Annotated in this window: 20 protein-coding genes; 12 read left to right on the top strand and 8 right to left on the bottom strand. The window is 60.2% G+C overall.

The annotated features are described in order from the left end of the window. Positions 1-44 precede the first annotated feature (44 nt). Positions 45-991, top strand: a protein-coding gene (locus AC4CWF_RS24725; RefSeq protein ID WP_491285028.1) for an IS630 family transposase whose coding sequence is annotated in 2 segments (ribosomal slippage) — positions 45-384 and positions 384-991 — 948 coding nt in all. Because the reading frame shifts where the segments join, the coding sequence is not laid out codon by codon here. A 101-nt stretch (positions 992-1,092) separates the two neighbouring features. On the opposite strand, the gene AC4CWF_RS24730 is transcribed toward AC4CWF_RS24725, so the two are convergent. Genes AC4CWF_RS24730 through AC4CWF_RS24745 form a run of 4 tightly spaced genes read right to left on the bottom strand, consistent with a single transcriptional unit; the run spans position 1,093 to position 3,609 of the window. Continuing rightward, positions 1,093-1,488 (bottom strand): nuclear transport factor 2 family protein, encoded by a 396-nt coding sequence (locus AC4CWF_RS24730; RefSeq protein WP_491286430.1) that lies wholly within the window; start codon positions 1,486-1,488, stop codon positions 1,093-1,095. Between the two features lie 5 nt (positions 1,489-1,493). Next, entirely contained in the window at positions 1,494-2,393 is a 900-nt protein-coding gene (locus AC4CWF_RS24735; RefSeq protein ID WP_491286433.1) for an MBL fold metallo-hydrolase, read from the bottom strand. Positions 2,394-2,445: 52 nt separating this feature from the next. Continuing rightward, positions 2,446-2,931 carry a GlcG/HbpS family heme-binding protein gene (locus tag AC4CWF_RS24740; RefSeq protein ID WP_491286435.1) on the bottom strand — a complete coding sequence of 162 codons (486 nt, stop codon included), beginning with the start codon at positions 2,929-2,931 and terminating at the stop codon, positions 2,446-2,448. Positions 2,932-2,937: 6 nt separating this feature from the next. Next, positions 2,938-3,609, bottom strand: coding sequence for a DsbA family protein (locus tag AC4CWF_RS24745; protein WP_491286437.1), 672 nt, complete (start codon positions 3,607-3,609; stop codon positions 2,938-2,940). Positions 3,610-3,716: 107 nt separating this feature from the next. Here AC4CWF_RS24745 and AC4CWF_RS24750 point away from each other — a divergent pair, with 107 nt between their 5' ends. Continuing rightward, complete coding sequence (locus AC4CWF_RS24750) at positions 3,717-4,613, top strand: LysR family transcriptional regulator (RefSeq protein ID WP_491286438.1); 897 nt, start codon at positions 3,717-3,719, stop codon at positions 4,611-4,613. Positions 4,614-4,700: 87 nt separating this feature from the next. Here the strand turns inward: AC4CWF_RS24750 and AC4CWF_RS24755 are convergent, their stop codons facing one another. From AC4CWF_RS24755 to AC4CWF_RS24765, 3 genes are all read right to left on the bottom strand, one after another. Beyond that, a complete protein-coding gene (locus tag AC4CWF_RS24755) occupies positions 4,701-5,345 on the bottom strand; it encodes an NADPH-dependent F420 reductase (protein WP_491286441.1) in 645 nt (214 codons plus the stop codon). A 141-nt stretch (positions 5,346-5,486) separates the two neighbouring features. Next, a complete protein-coding gene (locus AC4CWF_RS24760) occupies positions 5,487-5,933 on the bottom strand; it encodes an Rrf2 family transcriptional regulator (protein ID WP_491286443.1) in 447 nt (148 codons plus the stop codon). A gap of 50 nt (positions 5,934-5,983) precedes the next feature. Then, positions 5,984-6,898 (bottom strand): LysR family transcriptional regulator, encoded by a 915-nt coding sequence (locus AC4CWF_RS24765; RefSeq protein WP_491286445.1) that lies wholly within the window; start codon positions 6,896-6,898, stop codon positions 5,984-5,986. A gap of 146 nt (positions 6,899-7,044) precedes the next feature. Between AC4CWF_RS24765 and AC4CWF_RS24770 the strand changes: the two genes are divergently transcribed. From AC4CWF_RS24770 to AC4CWF_RS24795, 6 genes are all read left to right on the top strand, one after another. After that, a complete protein-coding gene (locus tag AC4CWF_RS24770; RefSeq protein WP_491286447.1) occupies positions 7,045-7,218 on the top strand; it encodes a hypothetical protein in 174 nt (57 codons plus the stop codon). A gap of 135 nt (positions 7,219-7,353) precedes the next feature. Continuing rightward, positions 7,354-7,965 (top strand): FMN-dependent NADH-azoreductase, encoded by a 612-nt coding sequence (locus AC4CWF_RS24775; RefSeq protein WP_491287803.1) that lies wholly within the window; start codon positions 7,354-7,356, stop codon positions 7,963-7,965. Positions 7,966-8,030: 65 nt separating this feature from the next. After that, a complete protein-coding gene (locus tag AC4CWF_RS24780) occupies positions 8,031-8,426 on the top strand; it encodes a DoxX family protein (RefSeq protein ID WP_491286448.1) in 396 nt (131 codons plus the stop codon). A gap of 81 nt (positions 8,427-8,507) precedes the next feature. Beyond that, complete coding sequence (locus tag AC4CWF_RS24785; RefSeq protein WP_491286450.1) at positions 8,508-9,557, top strand: LLM class flavin-dependent oxidoreductase; 1,050 nt, start codon at positions 8,508-8,510, stop codon at positions 9,555-9,557. Further along, positions 9,550-10,512 carry a glutathione S-transferase family protein gene (locus AC4CWF_RS24790; protein ID WP_491286451.1) on the top strand — a complete coding sequence of 321 codons (963 nt, stop codon included), beginning with the start codon at positions 9,550-9,552 and terminating at the stop codon, positions 10,510-10,512. The genes AC4CWF_RS24785 and AC4CWF_RS24790 overlap by 8 nt, the downstream gene beginning before the upstream one ends. A 68-nt stretch (positions 10,513-10,580) precedes the next feature. Then, positions 10,581-11,177: an NADPH-dependent F420 reductase gene (locus AC4CWF_RS24795; protein WP_491286453.1), complete on the top strand. Its 597-nt coding sequence runs from the start codon at positions 10,581-10,583 to the stop codon at positions 11,175-11,177. Positions 11,178-11,371: 194 nt separating this feature from the next. On the opposite strand, the gene AC4CWF_RS24800 is transcribed toward AC4CWF_RS24795, so the two are convergent. After that, complete coding sequence (locus AC4CWF_RS24800) at positions 11,372-12,271, bottom strand: GNAT family N-acetyltransferase (RefSeq protein ID WP_491286455.1); 900 nt, start codon at positions 12,269-12,271, stop codon at positions 11,372-11,374. Positions 12,272-12,397: 126 nt separating this feature from the next. Between AC4CWF_RS24800 and AC4CWF_RS24805 the strand changes: the two genes are divergently transcribed. From AC4CWF_RS24805 to AC4CWF_RS24820, 4 genes are all read left to right on the top strand, one after another. After that, complete coding sequence (locus AC4CWF_RS24805) at positions 12,398-12,769, top strand: hypothetical protein (RefSeq protein WP_491286457.1); 372 nt, start codon at positions 12,398-12,400, stop codon at positions 12,767-12,769. Between the two features lie 32 nt (positions 12,770-12,801). Then, on the top strand, positions 12,802-13,725 hold the full coding sequence (locus AC4CWF_RS24810; protein WP_491286459.1) for a 2-hydroxyacid dehydrogenase: 924 nt from the start codon (positions 12,802-12,804) through the stop codon (positions 13,723-13,725). A 23-nt stretch (positions 13,726-13,748) separates the two neighbouring features. Continuing rightward, positions 13,749-14,099 carry a cupin domain-containing protein gene (locus tag AC4CWF_RS24815; RefSeq protein ID WP_491286461.1) on the top strand — a complete coding sequence of 117 codons (351 nt, stop codon included), beginning with the start codon at positions 13,749-13,751 and terminating at the stop codon, positions 14,097-14,099. 174 nt (positions 14,100-14,273) lie between these two features. Beyond that, positions 14,274-15,737 carry an aldehyde dehydrogenase family protein gene (locus tag AC4CWF_RS24820; protein ID WP_491286463.1) on the top strand — a complete coding sequence of 488 codons (1,464 nt, stop codon included), beginning with the start codon at positions 14,274-14,276 and terminating at the stop codon, positions 15,735-15,737. Positions 15,738-15,746: the final 9 nt, after the last annotated feature.

The following is a 15,746-nucleotide window of genomic DNA, read 5'->3' on the forward strand; positions in this document are numbered from 1 at the left end:
GTCTCCTTCTGATTCAAACTATCTGCCGATGGAGGTCGGCAGATATGTCGAAAGCCCTTTCCGTTGATCTTCGCATACGTGTGCTGGCTGCCGTGAACGGCGGCGCATCTCATAGAGAGGCTGCCGAGCGTTTTGGCGTGAGCGCAGCCAGCGTGAGCCGCTGGCGTCACTTGCAAATCCAGCAGGGAAATGTTCGACCCGGTCCACTCGGCGGCGACCGCAATTCCCACAAGACAGAAGCGCATGCCGATCTGATCATGACCTGGCTCGGCGAGCACCGGGACGGCACCCTTTTCGAGCTTCGCAAAGCCTTGGCTGACCAAGGCATTTCCATCAGCAAGTCGGCGCTGCATCGCTTTCTTGTCCGGCACGAACAAACGCGCAAAAAAAGACTGGCCATGCGGTAGAGCAAAGCCGCCCGGACGTTCTGGAAAAGCGGCAATGCTGGTTCGAGGAGCAACTCGATCTCGATCCAGAGCGGCTCGTGTTCATCGACGAAACCTGGACCGCGACCAATATGGCCCGTACTCACGGGCGATGCCGCAAGGGCGAGCGATTGAGGATGGGTTTCCCTCACGGTCATCGCAAGACGACCACATTGGTTGCGGGCCTCCGTAACACGGGAATGGTCGCGCCACTTGTCATAGACGGACCGATCAACGGTGAGTGGTTCGAGGCGTATGTCGCCCAGGTTCTGGTTCCGACATTGAAACCAGGGGATGTTGTCATCCTCGACAATCTGTCCAGCCACAAACGACCGGCAGCAAGGGAGCTGATCGAGGCGGTCGGCGCGACAATGATGTTCCTTCCGCCCTACAGCCCAGACTTCAACCCCATCGAGAAGGCCTTCTCCAAGCTCAAGGCTCTCCTGCGAAAAGCTGCGGAGAGAACCGTCACCGGACTGTGGGATCGCATCGGAAAGCTGATTGATATGGTCGAACCGCAAGAGGCTCAGAACTACTTCAATTCCTGCGGATATGATCCAACATGACAGGGAAACGCTCTAGAGGCGCTCGCGGCGTGAGGACAATACAGCACGCACCTGATATTGTTTCGGCACAGCACTGGGCCGTGCCGAAACAAGCCGGGGCCTCAGTCGGCGCTGAGCGCCTGCATCACCATATGGCTATCGACATACTGCACCATGCTGGCAATCTTCCCATCTCTGAGGTGATAGAGATGGGCAAAACTGGCTGTCATCGACTTGCCCGTTGTTTTGTAGGTGCCGTGATAGACACCGAAGGCAGCGACCCGGTCGCCGTCCTCCATGAAGGTGTGAACATCGGCGCGGTACCCGATCCACTCGGTGCCAAGCCGTTGAAACACGCCAGCGACGATCGCATCCGGACCGACATAGGTGCCGGCATAGGGGAAGCCTTCGGCCTCCGTCCACGTGGCATCCGGCGCAAGAGCCGCAAGCAGGTTGCGGCCATTGTCTTCGGAGGAACCCTCATAGGTCGCGCGGATGGTTTCAAGATTGGCACCCATGGTCATCAGCCCCACTTCATTTCGCCGGTCGCCACCTTGGAGCCGATGTCCAGCGCCACGCCCATGCCGAGCCCCGGGAAACGCGCTTCCATGGCAGCCTTCAAGTCGGCCGAACCCTTGGCCTTGACCAGCTCTTCCTCGAAAGCCTTCAGATAGGCGATCGTGTGCTCGACACCCGAAAAGTCGGTTGCAGCAGCGGGAGCCATATGCCCTGCAACAACAACGGATGGCTTCAACGCTGCAAGCTTTTCGAGATTGGCAATCCAGGACGCCCGCAATTCGGCACTGTTGGTGTCTGCCGTCCAGACATGCACGCCGTTGAAGATCATCACGCCGCCAAACACGGCATTGAGCGACGGAACGACAAGGAAGCGCCGATTGGGCAGGTTCTCGGCCGGAACAATCTCGATGATTTCACCGTCCACCGTCAGCGTCTTTTCATCAAAGGCAATGGGTATGACGACGTCGGCCAAGGCCTGCGGGCCGTTTTCCTTCAGCTGCGGGCCCCAGACGGCAAGCTTCTTCTCGACGCTTGCCCTGATGGCCGCGACCGTTTCGCTTGCGGCAATGACTTTCGCATCCGGGAAGGCCGCCTTGATCGGGCCAAGGCTGAAGTAATAGTCGGGATCGGACTGGCTGACATAGATCGTGGTCAATGTCTTGCCGGTCGCCTTGATCGCATCGGCGAGAGCCTTGCCATCGGACAGCGTGAACCCACCGTCGATGAGGATTGCTTCTTTGGCACCGGACACCAGAACAGGTGCGCGGAAAAAACCGTTCGGGCCGGCGGGGAAATGTTTCCAGGCAAGGCTCGAGCCGGCGGCATGGCCGAGACCGGCCGGAGCAAGGACGGCGGTTGCGCCGGCAGCAAGCGTGGTCTTCATGATGGTTCTCCTGGTAAACATGATCTGTCCTTTCGATGTTTTTCAAGACGTCTGGAGGGGATAGAAGCGTGGTTCAAAGCCCGGCAGCGCCGGCATTGGCGATTGCGCCATCATCGGCGGGCATTGCACCACTGACCCCGATTGCGCCGATAACCTTGCCGTCCAGCACAAGCGGAACACCGCCTTCGACGGGAAAGGCACCGGGCACCGCCAGCAGATTGAGCTGGTTGTTTTGAAGGATCAGGTCACCGATAAGCTTGGTCGGTGTTTTGATGCCGTTGGCGGCCTTGGCTTTGCCAAGAGCCGCATCAATCGTGCCGATGCCGGCCTGATCCGCACGCTCGAGGTAAACAAGGTTGCTGCCGGAATCGACAATCGCAATGGTCATGTCGAAGCCGCCCTTCTGCATCGCTGCAACGGAAGCTGCGGCAACCTGCCGGGCCTGTTGCAGGCTGATTGGCGCTCCGTAGGGCGGTGCATTCTGGGCGAAAACTGGCGTCGCAAAGATCGCGCCAACAGCGGCAATGAACAGTGACTTGCGGATCATACGGATCGGCATTTGACGTTACCCTTGGTTCGCGAGATGTGCAGGGGCAGTGCCGGAACCGATCAGCCTGGAGAAAAGCGCACTGTTGCCGAACAGGTCCTGCGCCTTCAGAAGCGTCTTGCTGCCGGCTTTATCGACGATGACACCCGGCACACCCCGGACTGCAAACTCTCGCATCAGAGCCTCTGCCGCGCGCAAGCGATCCTCGTGAAAGGCAATGAGCTGGCCAGTCGGCGACGAGAGGTGCGATGCCGCAGCCTCAAGCCCCAACCCTTCCAACACTGCAACGAGCACCGGCACGGCTGTCAAATCGAGACCGGAGACATATCGGGCCTCCTGGATCGCCCGGAGGGTATCGAGTTCCCGATCGGGCGCTGTCAGTGCCACGGCCGACAGTGCAAGCGTTGCCGGACCTGAATCCAGCCTGCCGCCCTTGGACAGCACGTTTGTGCGGTAGCCTTCAGTAAAACGCTGACCGGTCAGGGCGGCGATCCGCTCATCATTCGACCAGGCGTAAGCGGCAAAGGAGGCGTCCATCGGTCGTGCGCCGGCGCCGGAAAACAACCCTGTCGGCTGAGCGACAACCGTCACGCCGGGGGCCGCTGCAAGCTGCGCCATCAGGGGTGATGCACCGTAACACCAGCCGCAAAGCGGATCGAAGAGATAGGTGATCTGTGTCGTGTCGGTCATGTCTGGCTCCTTGGTGCAGCAAAGATGTCATGCGGGCATTGGCATGAGAAGATCGATGAAACAGACAGAATGTATGCTAGGAGATGACAATCAAATCGGAGATCCCCATGCAGGACGCCACCAATCTCAATCGCCTTTCTTATTTTGTTGCGGTCGTCGATGCGGGGTCCTTCACCAAGGCAGCGGCCAGTCTCGGCATCACGAAGGCCGTCGTCAGCCAGCAGGTTGCAAGGCTGGAACAGGAGGTCGGCGCCACGCTTCTCCTGCGCACCACCCGTCGATTGCAGACAACGGAAGCGGGCAGAATATTCCACACCCGCTGCGTCTCGATCCTGCGTGCGGCCGAAGAAGCCCTGGCAGAACTGGCGCAATCGAGAGCGGAGCCGAAGGGTACGCTGCGAATGACCGCACCCCACGACTATGGAACCTCGGTCATCGTGCCAGTGGTCACCGCATTCACCCGCCGTTATCCCGAATGCCGGGTCGAACTGAACCTCAGTGACACGATGGTGGATCTTCTTGCCGACAATCTCGACATCGCCATCCGGGTCGGCTGGCTCGAAGATTCCAGCCTGCAGGCGAGACGGATCGGCGGATTTCGCCAGCTTCTGGTCGGTTCGCCGGACTTTGCCGACAAGATTGCGGCGCTGCGGCAACCGGCAGACTGCAGGGGCCTGCCGTTTGTCTCCAACAACGCCTTGCGGGAACCACTTGAGTGGACGTTTACGCAGCGCGACGGGACCACCCAGACAATCCGCTTCGAGACCAGCATTGCAATCAACATGACGCCGGCCGTGATGAGGGCTGTCATGGGCGGCGCCGGTCTTTCCGTCCTGCCCGATTTTCTCGCAGCTTCAGGCTTGTCCAATGGCGAACTACTCCCTGTCTTGACGGACTGGCATCTGCCGCAAGGTGGGGTCTATACGGTCTATCCGGCGGCCCGGTTTCGCCCGCCAAAGGTGACGGCATTCGTCGAAATGCTGGTCGAAAGCCTCAAAAGATGAGGCGCCATGCGTTGTGCGCCTCTGTTCGCCGTCAAATGACAGGAGGGATGGAGGCCGCTCTTGCCGCCTCCATCCTTCTGCTAACCGTCAGATCTTGATGAAGTTATGCGCAGACAGTGCTCCGAAAGGTAGCGATGCAAGCCGACCACCGACATCAAGCGAACCAAGATCGATGGCAAAAAAACCTGTTGCCTCGATGAGCTTGCGCACCTCGGCTTTGGCATCGGCATTATCGCCAGAGTAAAACAGAACACGCTGGCCGCCTGCCGTTGCAGGTTCCGGTAAAACGTTGACGTCGAGATGATTGAAGGCCTTCACGACGCGCGCGCCGGGCACATACTGACTGAAGACTTCGCTCGAGTGTTTTTCGCCGAGATCCACCGCCTTGATGCCGTAGGCGGCAAGCGGATTGGTCGGATCACTGGCATCCGGTGAATTCGGATCGATGAATTCAACCGGGTTGGTACCGTCAACGACGATACGGCCATTCCAGGCAGGCAAGCTGGTCATGATCTTTTCGGCATCGACCCAACGCACGGCCGCAAAAACGATGTCTGCGCTCGCGGCGTCTTCGACAGTGCCGGCTGTGATGGAAGGACCAAGTTCTTCCACAAGACCTGCCAACGAAGCCGGACCGCGGCTGTTGGAAATCGTGGCGGCAATGCCGGCCTTGGCGAAGATGCGGGCAAGGTTTGAGCCAAGCGCGCCAGAACCGATGATACCAATGCTCATAATGTACTCCAGGTTTTTTTGGGGGGGCTGGAAAGATGAGAACCGTCAGCGCCCCTGAGGCTGAACAGATCCGAACGATGACTGCAGGATTGCAGTTTATGTCAGTGTGTCGTCGATATCGTGACATTTATAGGCAAAAAATCACCAGACCAGCGGTATGGAGAATTTCCCCAGCCGCGCAACGTCCGCTGCCATATCAGCGACTGTGGTTTTGGCGAGCTCTGCTTCCAAGGCGGTGCGGGCCCTTGTCAGGACAGGTTGCATGGCCTCCAGAATGTTGCCGCCCACCGCGCAGTTCTCGCAAGGTGGCGTGCGATGTGTGGAAAACAGTTCCGTATCCTCAACCGCCTCATAAACATCGAGCAGCCTGATCTTTTCCGCAGGTTTTGCCAGCAAGGCGCCGCCCCCTGCCCCAAGCTGCGACCGCGTCAACCCTGCATCATTCAACCGCGAGAGCAGCCCGCGGATGACGACAGCGCCGGTATTGGCGGAGTAGGCAAGATCCTCCGAGCGCATCGGCTTGCCGTCACTGACGGCCAGGCCGGTGAGGATATGAACGGCGACAACAAATCGAGTGCTGGTTGGCATGACGCTATCCGCTTGTGTGTAACCATCACTATTACATACTCATGATCCTGTCAATCAGCAAGTTTCGAATTTTCTTCCGAGCAGTGTTTGAGACGATCAATCATCCAGCGGCCCGCGGGACCAGGGGGCGCGTCAACCCGGTAGACCGCTGACATCGGCAGTTTCAAACCGCCGGCCGTATCCTCGATGGGCAATTCGATCAGCCGCCCTTCGGCAATGTCCTTTTCCACGGCATGGAGAGGCATTCCACCCCATCCAAGGCCACTGACAAGAAAGGCGTGTTTGGCAAACAGGTCGGCGAGCCGCCAGGTCGAGGGCGACATGACGCCAAATTCCCGTCCTTGCGAAAGATCCGATCGATCCGTCAGGACCAGTTGCACATGGCGGGCAAGTTCCTCGCGGGGAATGAGGCCCTGATGCGCGGCAAGAGGATGCCGGGCAGCGGCAACCATGACAAATTCGACGCTGGTAATCCGTTCCGCCACCAGTCCCGGCGGCAAAGTGGGCAGTGAACCAACAAGCCCGAAACTCGCACGGCCGTCGATCACCGGCTGCACCGCTCCCCCCAATGCCTCGACATAAAGCCGCAACGGTGTTGCCGGAAACTCCCGGCGGAACTCGTGGGAGACGTCTGCAATCGTACTGATCGGGAAAAAGACGTCGATGACGGCGGCAAGCTCCGGCTCAAGCCCACCAGCGATGCCTTTTGCGCGCGCCTTCATGCCATCAACGGCGCGCACCACGGAGCGCGCATCGGCCAGCAAGATTTCGCCTTGCTTGGTCACCTTGGGGTAGCGGGCTGAGCGATCGAAAAGAACGACAGATAACTGCCCTTCGAGATTGGCGATCGTTTCGCTGACAGCCGACTGTGTCCGGCGAAGGTGCCGTGCGGCCGCCGAAAAACTCCCCTCGTCTGCCGCGGCCACGAATGTGCGCAATTGGTCCAGGGACACGCCGTCAAGCATCCAAGCCTCCTCTATCGCCAGAACCGATGGATAACATCGAAAAATACCGGCTGCCGCCGTTAATGCAAGCGTGGCACTTACACATCCACGCAATTGCTGCTTCACCGACGAAACAGCACACACGAACCCTGGGAACGGATAGTGACATGAAGGGCTGGTCGGAGCTTTGCGCTGGCACTGTCGTCGCCGAGTTTCCCTTTGCGCCTCAGGGATCGCCCAGGCGGCTGGAACGACGCGAGGCGCTTTACGAATACCTGCGCAATTATCCCGCAGTCATTGATGACCACCGCGCCCATTCGACCCATCGGGCACACCGATAGATACCATTCGAACATACTGGCTATCGGTGATGAACCGGCCATGGCAATCAGATGGCCATGATCAAAATCATCCAAAGCCTTCTTCACCGCTTCACCCGCAACGCCAGCCCGGCAAAACCCTTGGAAACATTTCCGATGACAACCATCCTCCATATCGATTCAAGCATTCTCGGCGGCTACTCGGTCAGCCGCAGCCTGACGGCTGAGATTGTCGCAAAGCAGCAGGCGCTGCATCCGGGCGCCCGCGTCATCCGCCGCGACCTGGTGGTCGATGCCGCCATGCACCTGTCGGACGCCCATATAGCCGTCTTTCAGGGTGGCGAAGTCGGCAATGCGGCGCTTGGCCAGGATCTGGCAACCGGTGGCGCTTATGTCGACGAGCTTTTTGCAGCCGACATCATTATCATCGGTGCGCCGATGTACAATTTCACCATCCCCACTCAGCTGAAGGCCTGGGTCGATCGCGTCTGCGTGGCCGGCCGCACCTTCAAATATGGCGCGAACGGTCCGGAAGGATTGGTCACAGGCAAGAAGGTCTTCATCGCTTCCGCACGTGGCGGCATCTATACCGGCGACAGCCCGGCAGCCGCGATGGAGCATCAGGAATCCTATCTGAAGGGCGTGTTGGCCTTCATCGGCATCACGGACGTGACAGTCATTCGTGCGGAAGGCCTGGCCCTTGGCGAGGACGCAAAGACGGCTGCGATTGCAGGCGCAAAGGCAGAAATCCAGGCTCTCGCGGCCTGATCAACCCAGGAGTGCGGTCCAGCCGCACCCTCACCCGATCCGCCAACTCTCAAGGCTCTTCCCCCATGGCTAACATCAATCTGCTGGCATCTGCCGGCCGTCTTCTGCTCGCCCTCATGTTCATCCTCAGCGGCTTTGGCAAGATCGCAGCACCGGACGCCACGCAGGGTTTTATCGCTTCTGTCGGCCTCCCCTTCCCGCTTCTGTCCTACCTGGTTGCGGTCGTGGTTGAGCTGGGCGGCGGCATCCTGCTGGTGCTCGGTTTCCAGACAAAGCTGGTGAGCCTTGCTCTTGCAGCCTTCACGTTTGTTACCGCCGTGGTCTTCCACACAGATTTCGCCGATCAGAACCAGATGATCCACTTCATGAAGAACATCTCGATCATCGGTGGCCTTCTGCAGGTGGCTGCATTCGGTGCAGGCTCTCTTAGTCTTGACGCACGCCGCCTTCGGGCCGCGTAAGTCGAGGAGTGGTTCTGCCGTCCACCGCCACCCCCCGCTGGCGGAACCACTCACCCCCCTCACGACATGAATGGACACAACATGGAAATCGGCATCGACAGTTTTGCAGCCACCATCCCCAATCCCGCCACGGGTCTGACGGTACCGGCAAGCGACCGGATGGAGGCACTTCTGGCGGAAGTGGAAACCGCCGATCGGGTCGGTCTTGATGTGTTCGGCATTGGCGAACATCACCGCAAGGAGTTTCTCGATTCCGCGCCCGCCATCATTCTGGCTGCTGCTGCAGCCCGCACGAAGCAGATCCGCCTTGCAAGCGCGGTGACCGTTCTGAGCGCTGCCGATCCCGTGCGGGTCTTCCAGGATTTTGCGACGATCGACCTCATTTCGAAAGGCCGCGCTGAAATCGTCGTGGGACGCGGCTCATTTGGCGAGGCTTATCCGCTTTATGGCTTTGCCATGAACGATTATGACGCGCTGTTCGTCGAAAAACTCGATCTGCTGATGACGCTTCGCGACGAGACCAACGTGACCTGGAAAGGTCGCTTCCGGCCGGCACTTTCCGGCCAAGGTGTCTATCCGCGCCCGCACCAGGCAAAAATGCCGATCTGGCTCGGGGTCGGCGGAACGCCGCAATCCTTTGCCCGTGCCGGTGCACTTGGCCTTCCCCTGATGGTTGCCATTATCGGCGGGTCCTTCGACCGCTTCCGTCCGCTTGTCGATCTGTACCGCGAGGCAGGCCAGCGCGCCGGCCATGCGCCGGAAACGCTGAAGGTCGGGGTTCATGCGATGGGCTTTGTTGGCGATACAGACGAGAGTGCTGCCGATGCCTTCTTTCCGGGCTGGGCCTATATGTTTACCGAAATCGGTCGCGAGCGCGGCTGGTCCACGGCAACGCGCGCACAGTTTGATGCCATGCGCAGTCCTCATGGCGCCTTTCTGATCGGCAGTCCCAAGACGGTTCGTGAAAAGATCCTGGCCGCGGACAAGGCCTTGGGCGGAATTTCCCGCCTGACCTTCCAGATGAGTTCGGCCATGCTGGAGACAGAGGCCATGCAGCGCTCCATCGAGCTTCTGGGTTCAGACGTTGCGCCCGCCATCCGGGCGGAGCTTGGCGGCCGATCCAATGGGTGAACTGATCGGCGGCATCTGGCAGAAAAGCGGCATGGAAACCGTGCTGGCCAATGGCGAACTGCGCCGTCCGCCTTCGGTGTTCCGCGATTGGATCACGGCATCCGATGACACGCCGTACAAAGCCGAGCCAGATCGCTATCATCTTTATGTGTCGCTGGCTTGCCCCTGGGCGCACCGCACCCTGATCATGCGCAACCTCAAGGGCTTGAACGGACTGATCGATGTCTCGGTGGTGCATTGGCTGATGGGTGAGAACGGCTGGACTTTCGATCCGGCCCCGGGCGTTGTGCCTGATGCCGTGAATGGCGCAAAATTCCTGCACGAGATCTACACGCGCTCGGATCCGTCCTGCACCTCGCGCGTCACGGTTCCGGTTTTATGGGACAAGCACCATCGGCGGATCGTCTCGAACGAATCCTCCGATATTCTGCGCATGTTCAATTCAGCCTTTGATGGCTGTGGTGCTGCGGCGGGAGACTTTTACCCCGCAGAGCTTCGTGACGAGATCGACAGTGTCAATGACCGCGTCTATTCGACACTGAACAACGGCGTCTATCGTTCAGGATTTGCGACAACGCAAGAGGCTTACGAGACGGCGGTTGGCGAGGTGTTCGCAACGCTGGACTGGCTGGAACAGCGCCTGAAGCGGCAACGTTATCTTGTTGGCGCAGCGCTCAGCGAAGCGGATATCCGCCTGTTCACGACACTCGTGCGCTTCGACCCGGTCTATCACGGGCATTTCAAATGCAATATCCGGGCGCTCGTCGATTACCCTGCCCTCTGGGCCTATACGCGTGATCTCTTCAGCCATCCCGCCATCCGCCCGACGGTGGATTTTCAGCACATCAAAAGCCATTATTACAGAAGTCACCCCTGGCTTAACCCAGGCGGCATCGTCCCAGCAGGCCCTGATTGTGATTTCGAGTTTCCGTCTGGCCGGGAAACGCTTGCGTGAACAGTCCGCCCTTTTTGCCGGCACATGCTCACGCCCCAACGTCAGCTGACAACAAGGAGACATCCGCCATGACGAGCATTGCAATCATTGGCTCTGGCAAGATCGGATCGGCACTGGCAGAGCGCTTTCATGCCGCCGGCATGACGGCAATGGTCGCCAACAGCCGCGGCCCCTCCTCACTGATCGAATTCACCGTGCGTTTCGGCGGCAGCATCCGCGCGGTGAACGTTGAAGAGGCCCTGCAGTCCGATATCGTGATCCTCGCCATGCATTTCGATGCCGTGGCCTCAGCCGTGGAAAGGAGCAGCAGGTGGGCAGGACGCATCGTCGTCGACGCGACGAACGCCATCAACTTCCCTGACTTCACACCACGCGACTTGAACGGAAGACTATCGACCGAGGTGGTATCCGAACTCGTGCCCGGCGCCCGGGTCGTCAAGGCTTTCAATACGCTGGTAGCCCCAGCACTGGCAGCAGAACCCAACACGGCAGCGGGCCGGCGGGTGCTTTTCCTCTCCGGCGATCATCCAGAGGCGAACCAGGCGATTTCAAACCTCATCGATCACCTCGGGTTCTTTCCCGTCGATCTGGGTCCATTACGTCTCGGAGCGCCGATGCAGCAGTTTTCCGGCCCGCTTGCCAAGATGGGCCTGCTCAAGGACTGATGGCGCAAACCGCGCAATGCATATGGGAGAAAACGCCGGGAAGAGAGTGCTCCACGCGGCGCATTCATGTCATTTCATGCCGGCTGCAATCTTTTCTGCCAGCATCTGCCAGCGCCCGGCGAAAGATCATTTCGACAGCATCCACAAGCCGTTCCTGATCCGTATTTTCCCGCACGAAGCGAGGTTGTGCCATGTCAGCCCATCGATTGCGAGGCGAGAGCGAATAGAGCGCCATTGCCGTTGCCGGCCGTCCCGTAATCGACACCTTTGCCGAGCGTCATGGTCGTCACGGTATCGAAGATCGGCAGGCCACATTGCTGGATAAAGCTGGCGAAGGGGCCTGTCTTGAAATGGGTATCGACACGCAGGAAACGACCCGCGTGAGCTTCCATATGGGGCCGCGAAACGGCAATCGCGTCGTCAACGGACAATGCGGCGACCGGACCCAGTACGTGGCCCCGTCCAAAGGCACGGCTCATGGAATATGCCGACAGTTCGTCGCCCCGAAACAGCCCATAAGAGAGCGAACTCTCGAACAGGCGGGCGAGATGGAGAGGGCGAGCAACCGCAAATCCTGGCGCATCGAGTGCGATCACCGCGTCGAGATCGCTTGACCGCAACGGCCTGATCTCATGTCCTGCGGACAGGTCAGTCGTCTCCACCGGTTGGCGGGCCTCCCCCTGGCACTGGAACACCGTCTGCTGCGCGACAAAATCCAACGAACGGTAGAGGCGGCGCGCAGCGCGCGTTGCATTGAGCCGCAGGCCCATGCCGGGGCATTCGGCCAGAACACGCTGCATCAGCCATTTCGCCGTCCCATTGGCCTGCAGCCGCGGCGATGTGATCAGCATGCCGAGGGTTGCAAAATGCTCTCCGTGGGGGAACCACATGGCGGACCCCATCACACGGTCGATCTCGTCGAGAGCGACGAAACCATGGCCGAGTTCACGCAGATATTGCCAGTCTTCTGCCCGATGCGGCCAGCCGACCGCGATCGACAGCGCATGCAACTGCTCCAGATCGACATCGGCCACGTCGGCGAAACGCATCTGGTATGCGTCGACATGCAAGGTGTCGGGTATTTTCAGATCCATCGTCCGCCTCCCTGGCGCCAGGCGAGCCTGCCGCCAGCTGCTCAATATTTTCTTTTACGTGCATTCTAGCCGGTCCCTGCAGAACATTCCGCTTCAGCGACCACATCCGGCACAAGAATTGACCGTATGGCGATCGTTTTCGGCAGCCATTCATGCCGTTCGCGCCTGATCATTCAAGTCGAACTGCAACCAAGAGCGCAAGCGCGTGGCAGAAACCGCATGAGGAACAGCGCAATGAATGCCACCGATATCCCGACAGCGTTCGTGCGCTTCCCGTCCATCGTCGGCACGTCCAATGCAGCCATCGTCAAATGGGACAGGGTCTTTCTTGAGGGCTTCGGCATCACCGTGCATGGTCTCCCCTGCCCCGAGGGCGACAGGGCCAATCTCTTCGCCACCATCGGACGCGCCCGCAAGCCACACGAATACAGAGGGGCAAGCGAACTTTCCGCATGCCAGTCCATGTTCGTGTCGCTCGGCAAGCATTGTTGCGCCTGACTTCTCGACAGAAAACGAACGGACCCCTGCCCATGACCTTCCTTTTTCACTCCGACGTCCGCCGCGGCGCCATCTTCCGGGAGGCCTTTGCGCGGGATCTGCCGGACCTGCCTTTTTCCATGGACCCCGGCACGGTTGATCCGGAAACCGTTCGTTACCTGATCACATGGTCCGTCCCGCAAGACCTCAAGCGCTATCGCAATCTCGAAGTGCTGTTTTCCATCGGCGCCGGCGTCGACCAGTTTCGCATCGCTGACGTGCCAGACCATGTGAAAGTCGTTCGGATGGTGGAAGAAGGCATCGTGCGCATGATGCAGGAATATGTCACGCTTGGCGTCCTCTCGCTCCACCGCGACCTGCCCGCCTATCTGGACCAGCAGCGGCAAGGCACATGGCAGGCTCTTGCCCCGGCACAGGCGCCTGAACGGCGTGTCGGCGTGCTTGGCCTTGGCATTCTCGGACAGGCCGTGCTCGAGCGGTTGAAGCCCTTCGGTTTTCCGCTTTCGGGCTGGAGCCGATCGCCCCACGCGATTGAAGGCGTGACGTGCCATGCGGGACGCGATGGCCTGGCCGATATGCTGTCTGAAACCGACATTCTGATCTGCCTGCTTCCGCTGACGCCCGAAACGCGCGGTTTGCTGAATGCGGATCTCTTCCGCTGCCTGCCGCGTGGGGCCGGCCTCGTTCATACAGGCCGGGGACCACAGCTCGACCACGAGGACCTGATCTTGGCCCTCGACAGCGGCCAACTCTCTGGGGCCGTCGTCGATGTCACCGATCCCGAACCGCTTCCGGCCGGCCATGCCTTGTGGAGCCATCCCCGCATCCTGCTGACACCCCATGTGGCCAGCGTCACGCAGCCGCATTCTGCGGCGAAGGCCGTCATCGACAACATCAAACGCCTGCACGCCGGTCTTGATCCGACAGGCCTTGTCGACCGCCGCCGAGGATACTGAAGTTTCAACCCGAAAGGAAAACCATGTCGCTTTTGAAAACCATCGACCCAACCCCGTCCTTTGCTCCGCGCGAAGCTGTGCCGGCCCCGGACCGGCTGATCTCCGGAAACCCCAGCTTCAAGACCTGGGCGCAGGACGCCGCCCGCAACGAGACCATTCGCACCGGTGTATGGGAAGCTACTCCGGGCCTGACGCACTCGATCAAGGGCGAGACCTTCGAGTTTTGCCATATCCTCTCCGGTCTGGTGGAAATCACGCCGGAAGGCGGCGAGCCGGTGACCTACAGGGCTGGCGACAGTTTTGTCATGAAGCCTGGCTTCGTTGGCACATGGCGGACGATCGAAACCGTCCGCAAGATTTACGTAACGGCTTGATGGCGTGGGGCAGCGGCGGTCATCCCGACACGCCGCTGCAACAACGGAGCGCCGAAGAATACGCTGCGCGGCGGCCGCAAAACAGGGTTTTCATCCGTCGCCCCTGCCGTGATCGGGGCAAGCTACTCCAGCCGATCCGTTAGCCTCGCAAGACAGCGATCCGAGGTACTTCCGATGACCCTGAGTTTCGATCCAGCCAGCCTGTCCCTTCCGATCGGGCATTTCATCGGAGATACCCTCATCCCGGCCGATGGCGTCATCCCGATGCACCGGCCCTCCGATGGCAAGTCCTATGCCGGTTGCCCGCGGGCAGACGCTGACATGGTCGACCATGCGGTCGAGACGGCCAAGGCCGCACTGAAGACAAGCAACTGGGGCGGCGTTCGCCCCCGCGAGCGGCTGAACGTGATGCATCGTTGGGCCGATATGATAGAGAAGGAAGCGGTGACGCTTGCCCGGCTCGAAGCGCTGTCCTCGACCCGGCCGGTCGGCCACCTGATCGAAGGCGATATTGCCATTTCCGCCGAGCAGATCCGCTTCTTTGCAGAATTTGCCGACAAGGAAAGCAGCGACCTCGTGCCGACCGATGACGGCAATCTCGGCATGACCATGACCGAGCCTTACGGAGTGGTCGGCGCCATAACGCCCTGGAACTTCCCGATTTCCATGGCCGCGTGGAAGCTCGGACCGGCGCTTGCTGCCGGCAATGCCGTGGTGTTGAAGCCCTCCGAGATGACGCCGTTTTCCGCCATCTATCTCGCCGACCTTGCCGTGCGCGCCGGCCTGCCGGCCGGGTTGATCAATGTTGTCCTGGGTGATGGCCAGGTGACCGGGAATGCCATCACCGGCCATCCCGACATCGCCAAGATCAGCTTCACCGGCTCGACGCGTGCAGGCTCGGCTATCATGCACAACGTCGCCCGCACCGGCATCAAACCCATGACGCTAGAACTCGGCGGCAAGAGCCCGCAACTGGTGTTTGCCGATGCCGAGCTTGACAAGGCGGCCGCCGCAATTGCCACAAGCATCATCAGCAATGCCGGACAGGCCTGCGTTGCCGGATCACGCCTCATCGTCGAAGAGAGCGTTGCAGCGCCGCTTATCGACGCAATCCTGCGCCACATGAATGCCGTTCATCCCCTGCCGACCTGGGATGAGGCAGCGCAATATTCGCCCATCATTTCAGACCCGCAGCGTCAGCGCATCCATTCGATTGTGTCGGCAGCCGTTGCCGCTGGTGGTGAATGTCTGACTGGCGGCGCGCCGTTGGATGCGCCCGGTTATTTCTATGCACCGACGCTGATTGCGGGCGTCGACGAAAAATCGCCGGCCGTGACGCAGGAGATCTTCGGCCCTGTGCTGACGCTCCAGACTTTTCGCGAGGAAGACGAAGCGCTGTCGCTGGCCGCGCATCCCACCTACGGACTTGCCGCCGGGCTTTTCACCCGCGACCTTTCCAGGGCGATCCGGCTCACCCGCAGCCTTCAGGCCGGAACCATCTGGGTCAACCGTTACGGCCGCTCGCGCGACCATATCCTGCCGACCGGCGGCTACAAGCAATCCGGCATCGGCAAGGATCTGGGCCGCGAAGCCTTCCTGGCCAACCGCAAAAGCAAAAGCGTCTTGATCAGACTTTGAGGACATGCC

The sequence above is a fragment of the Neorhizobium sp. PAMB6630 genome, from assembly GCF_058242775.1.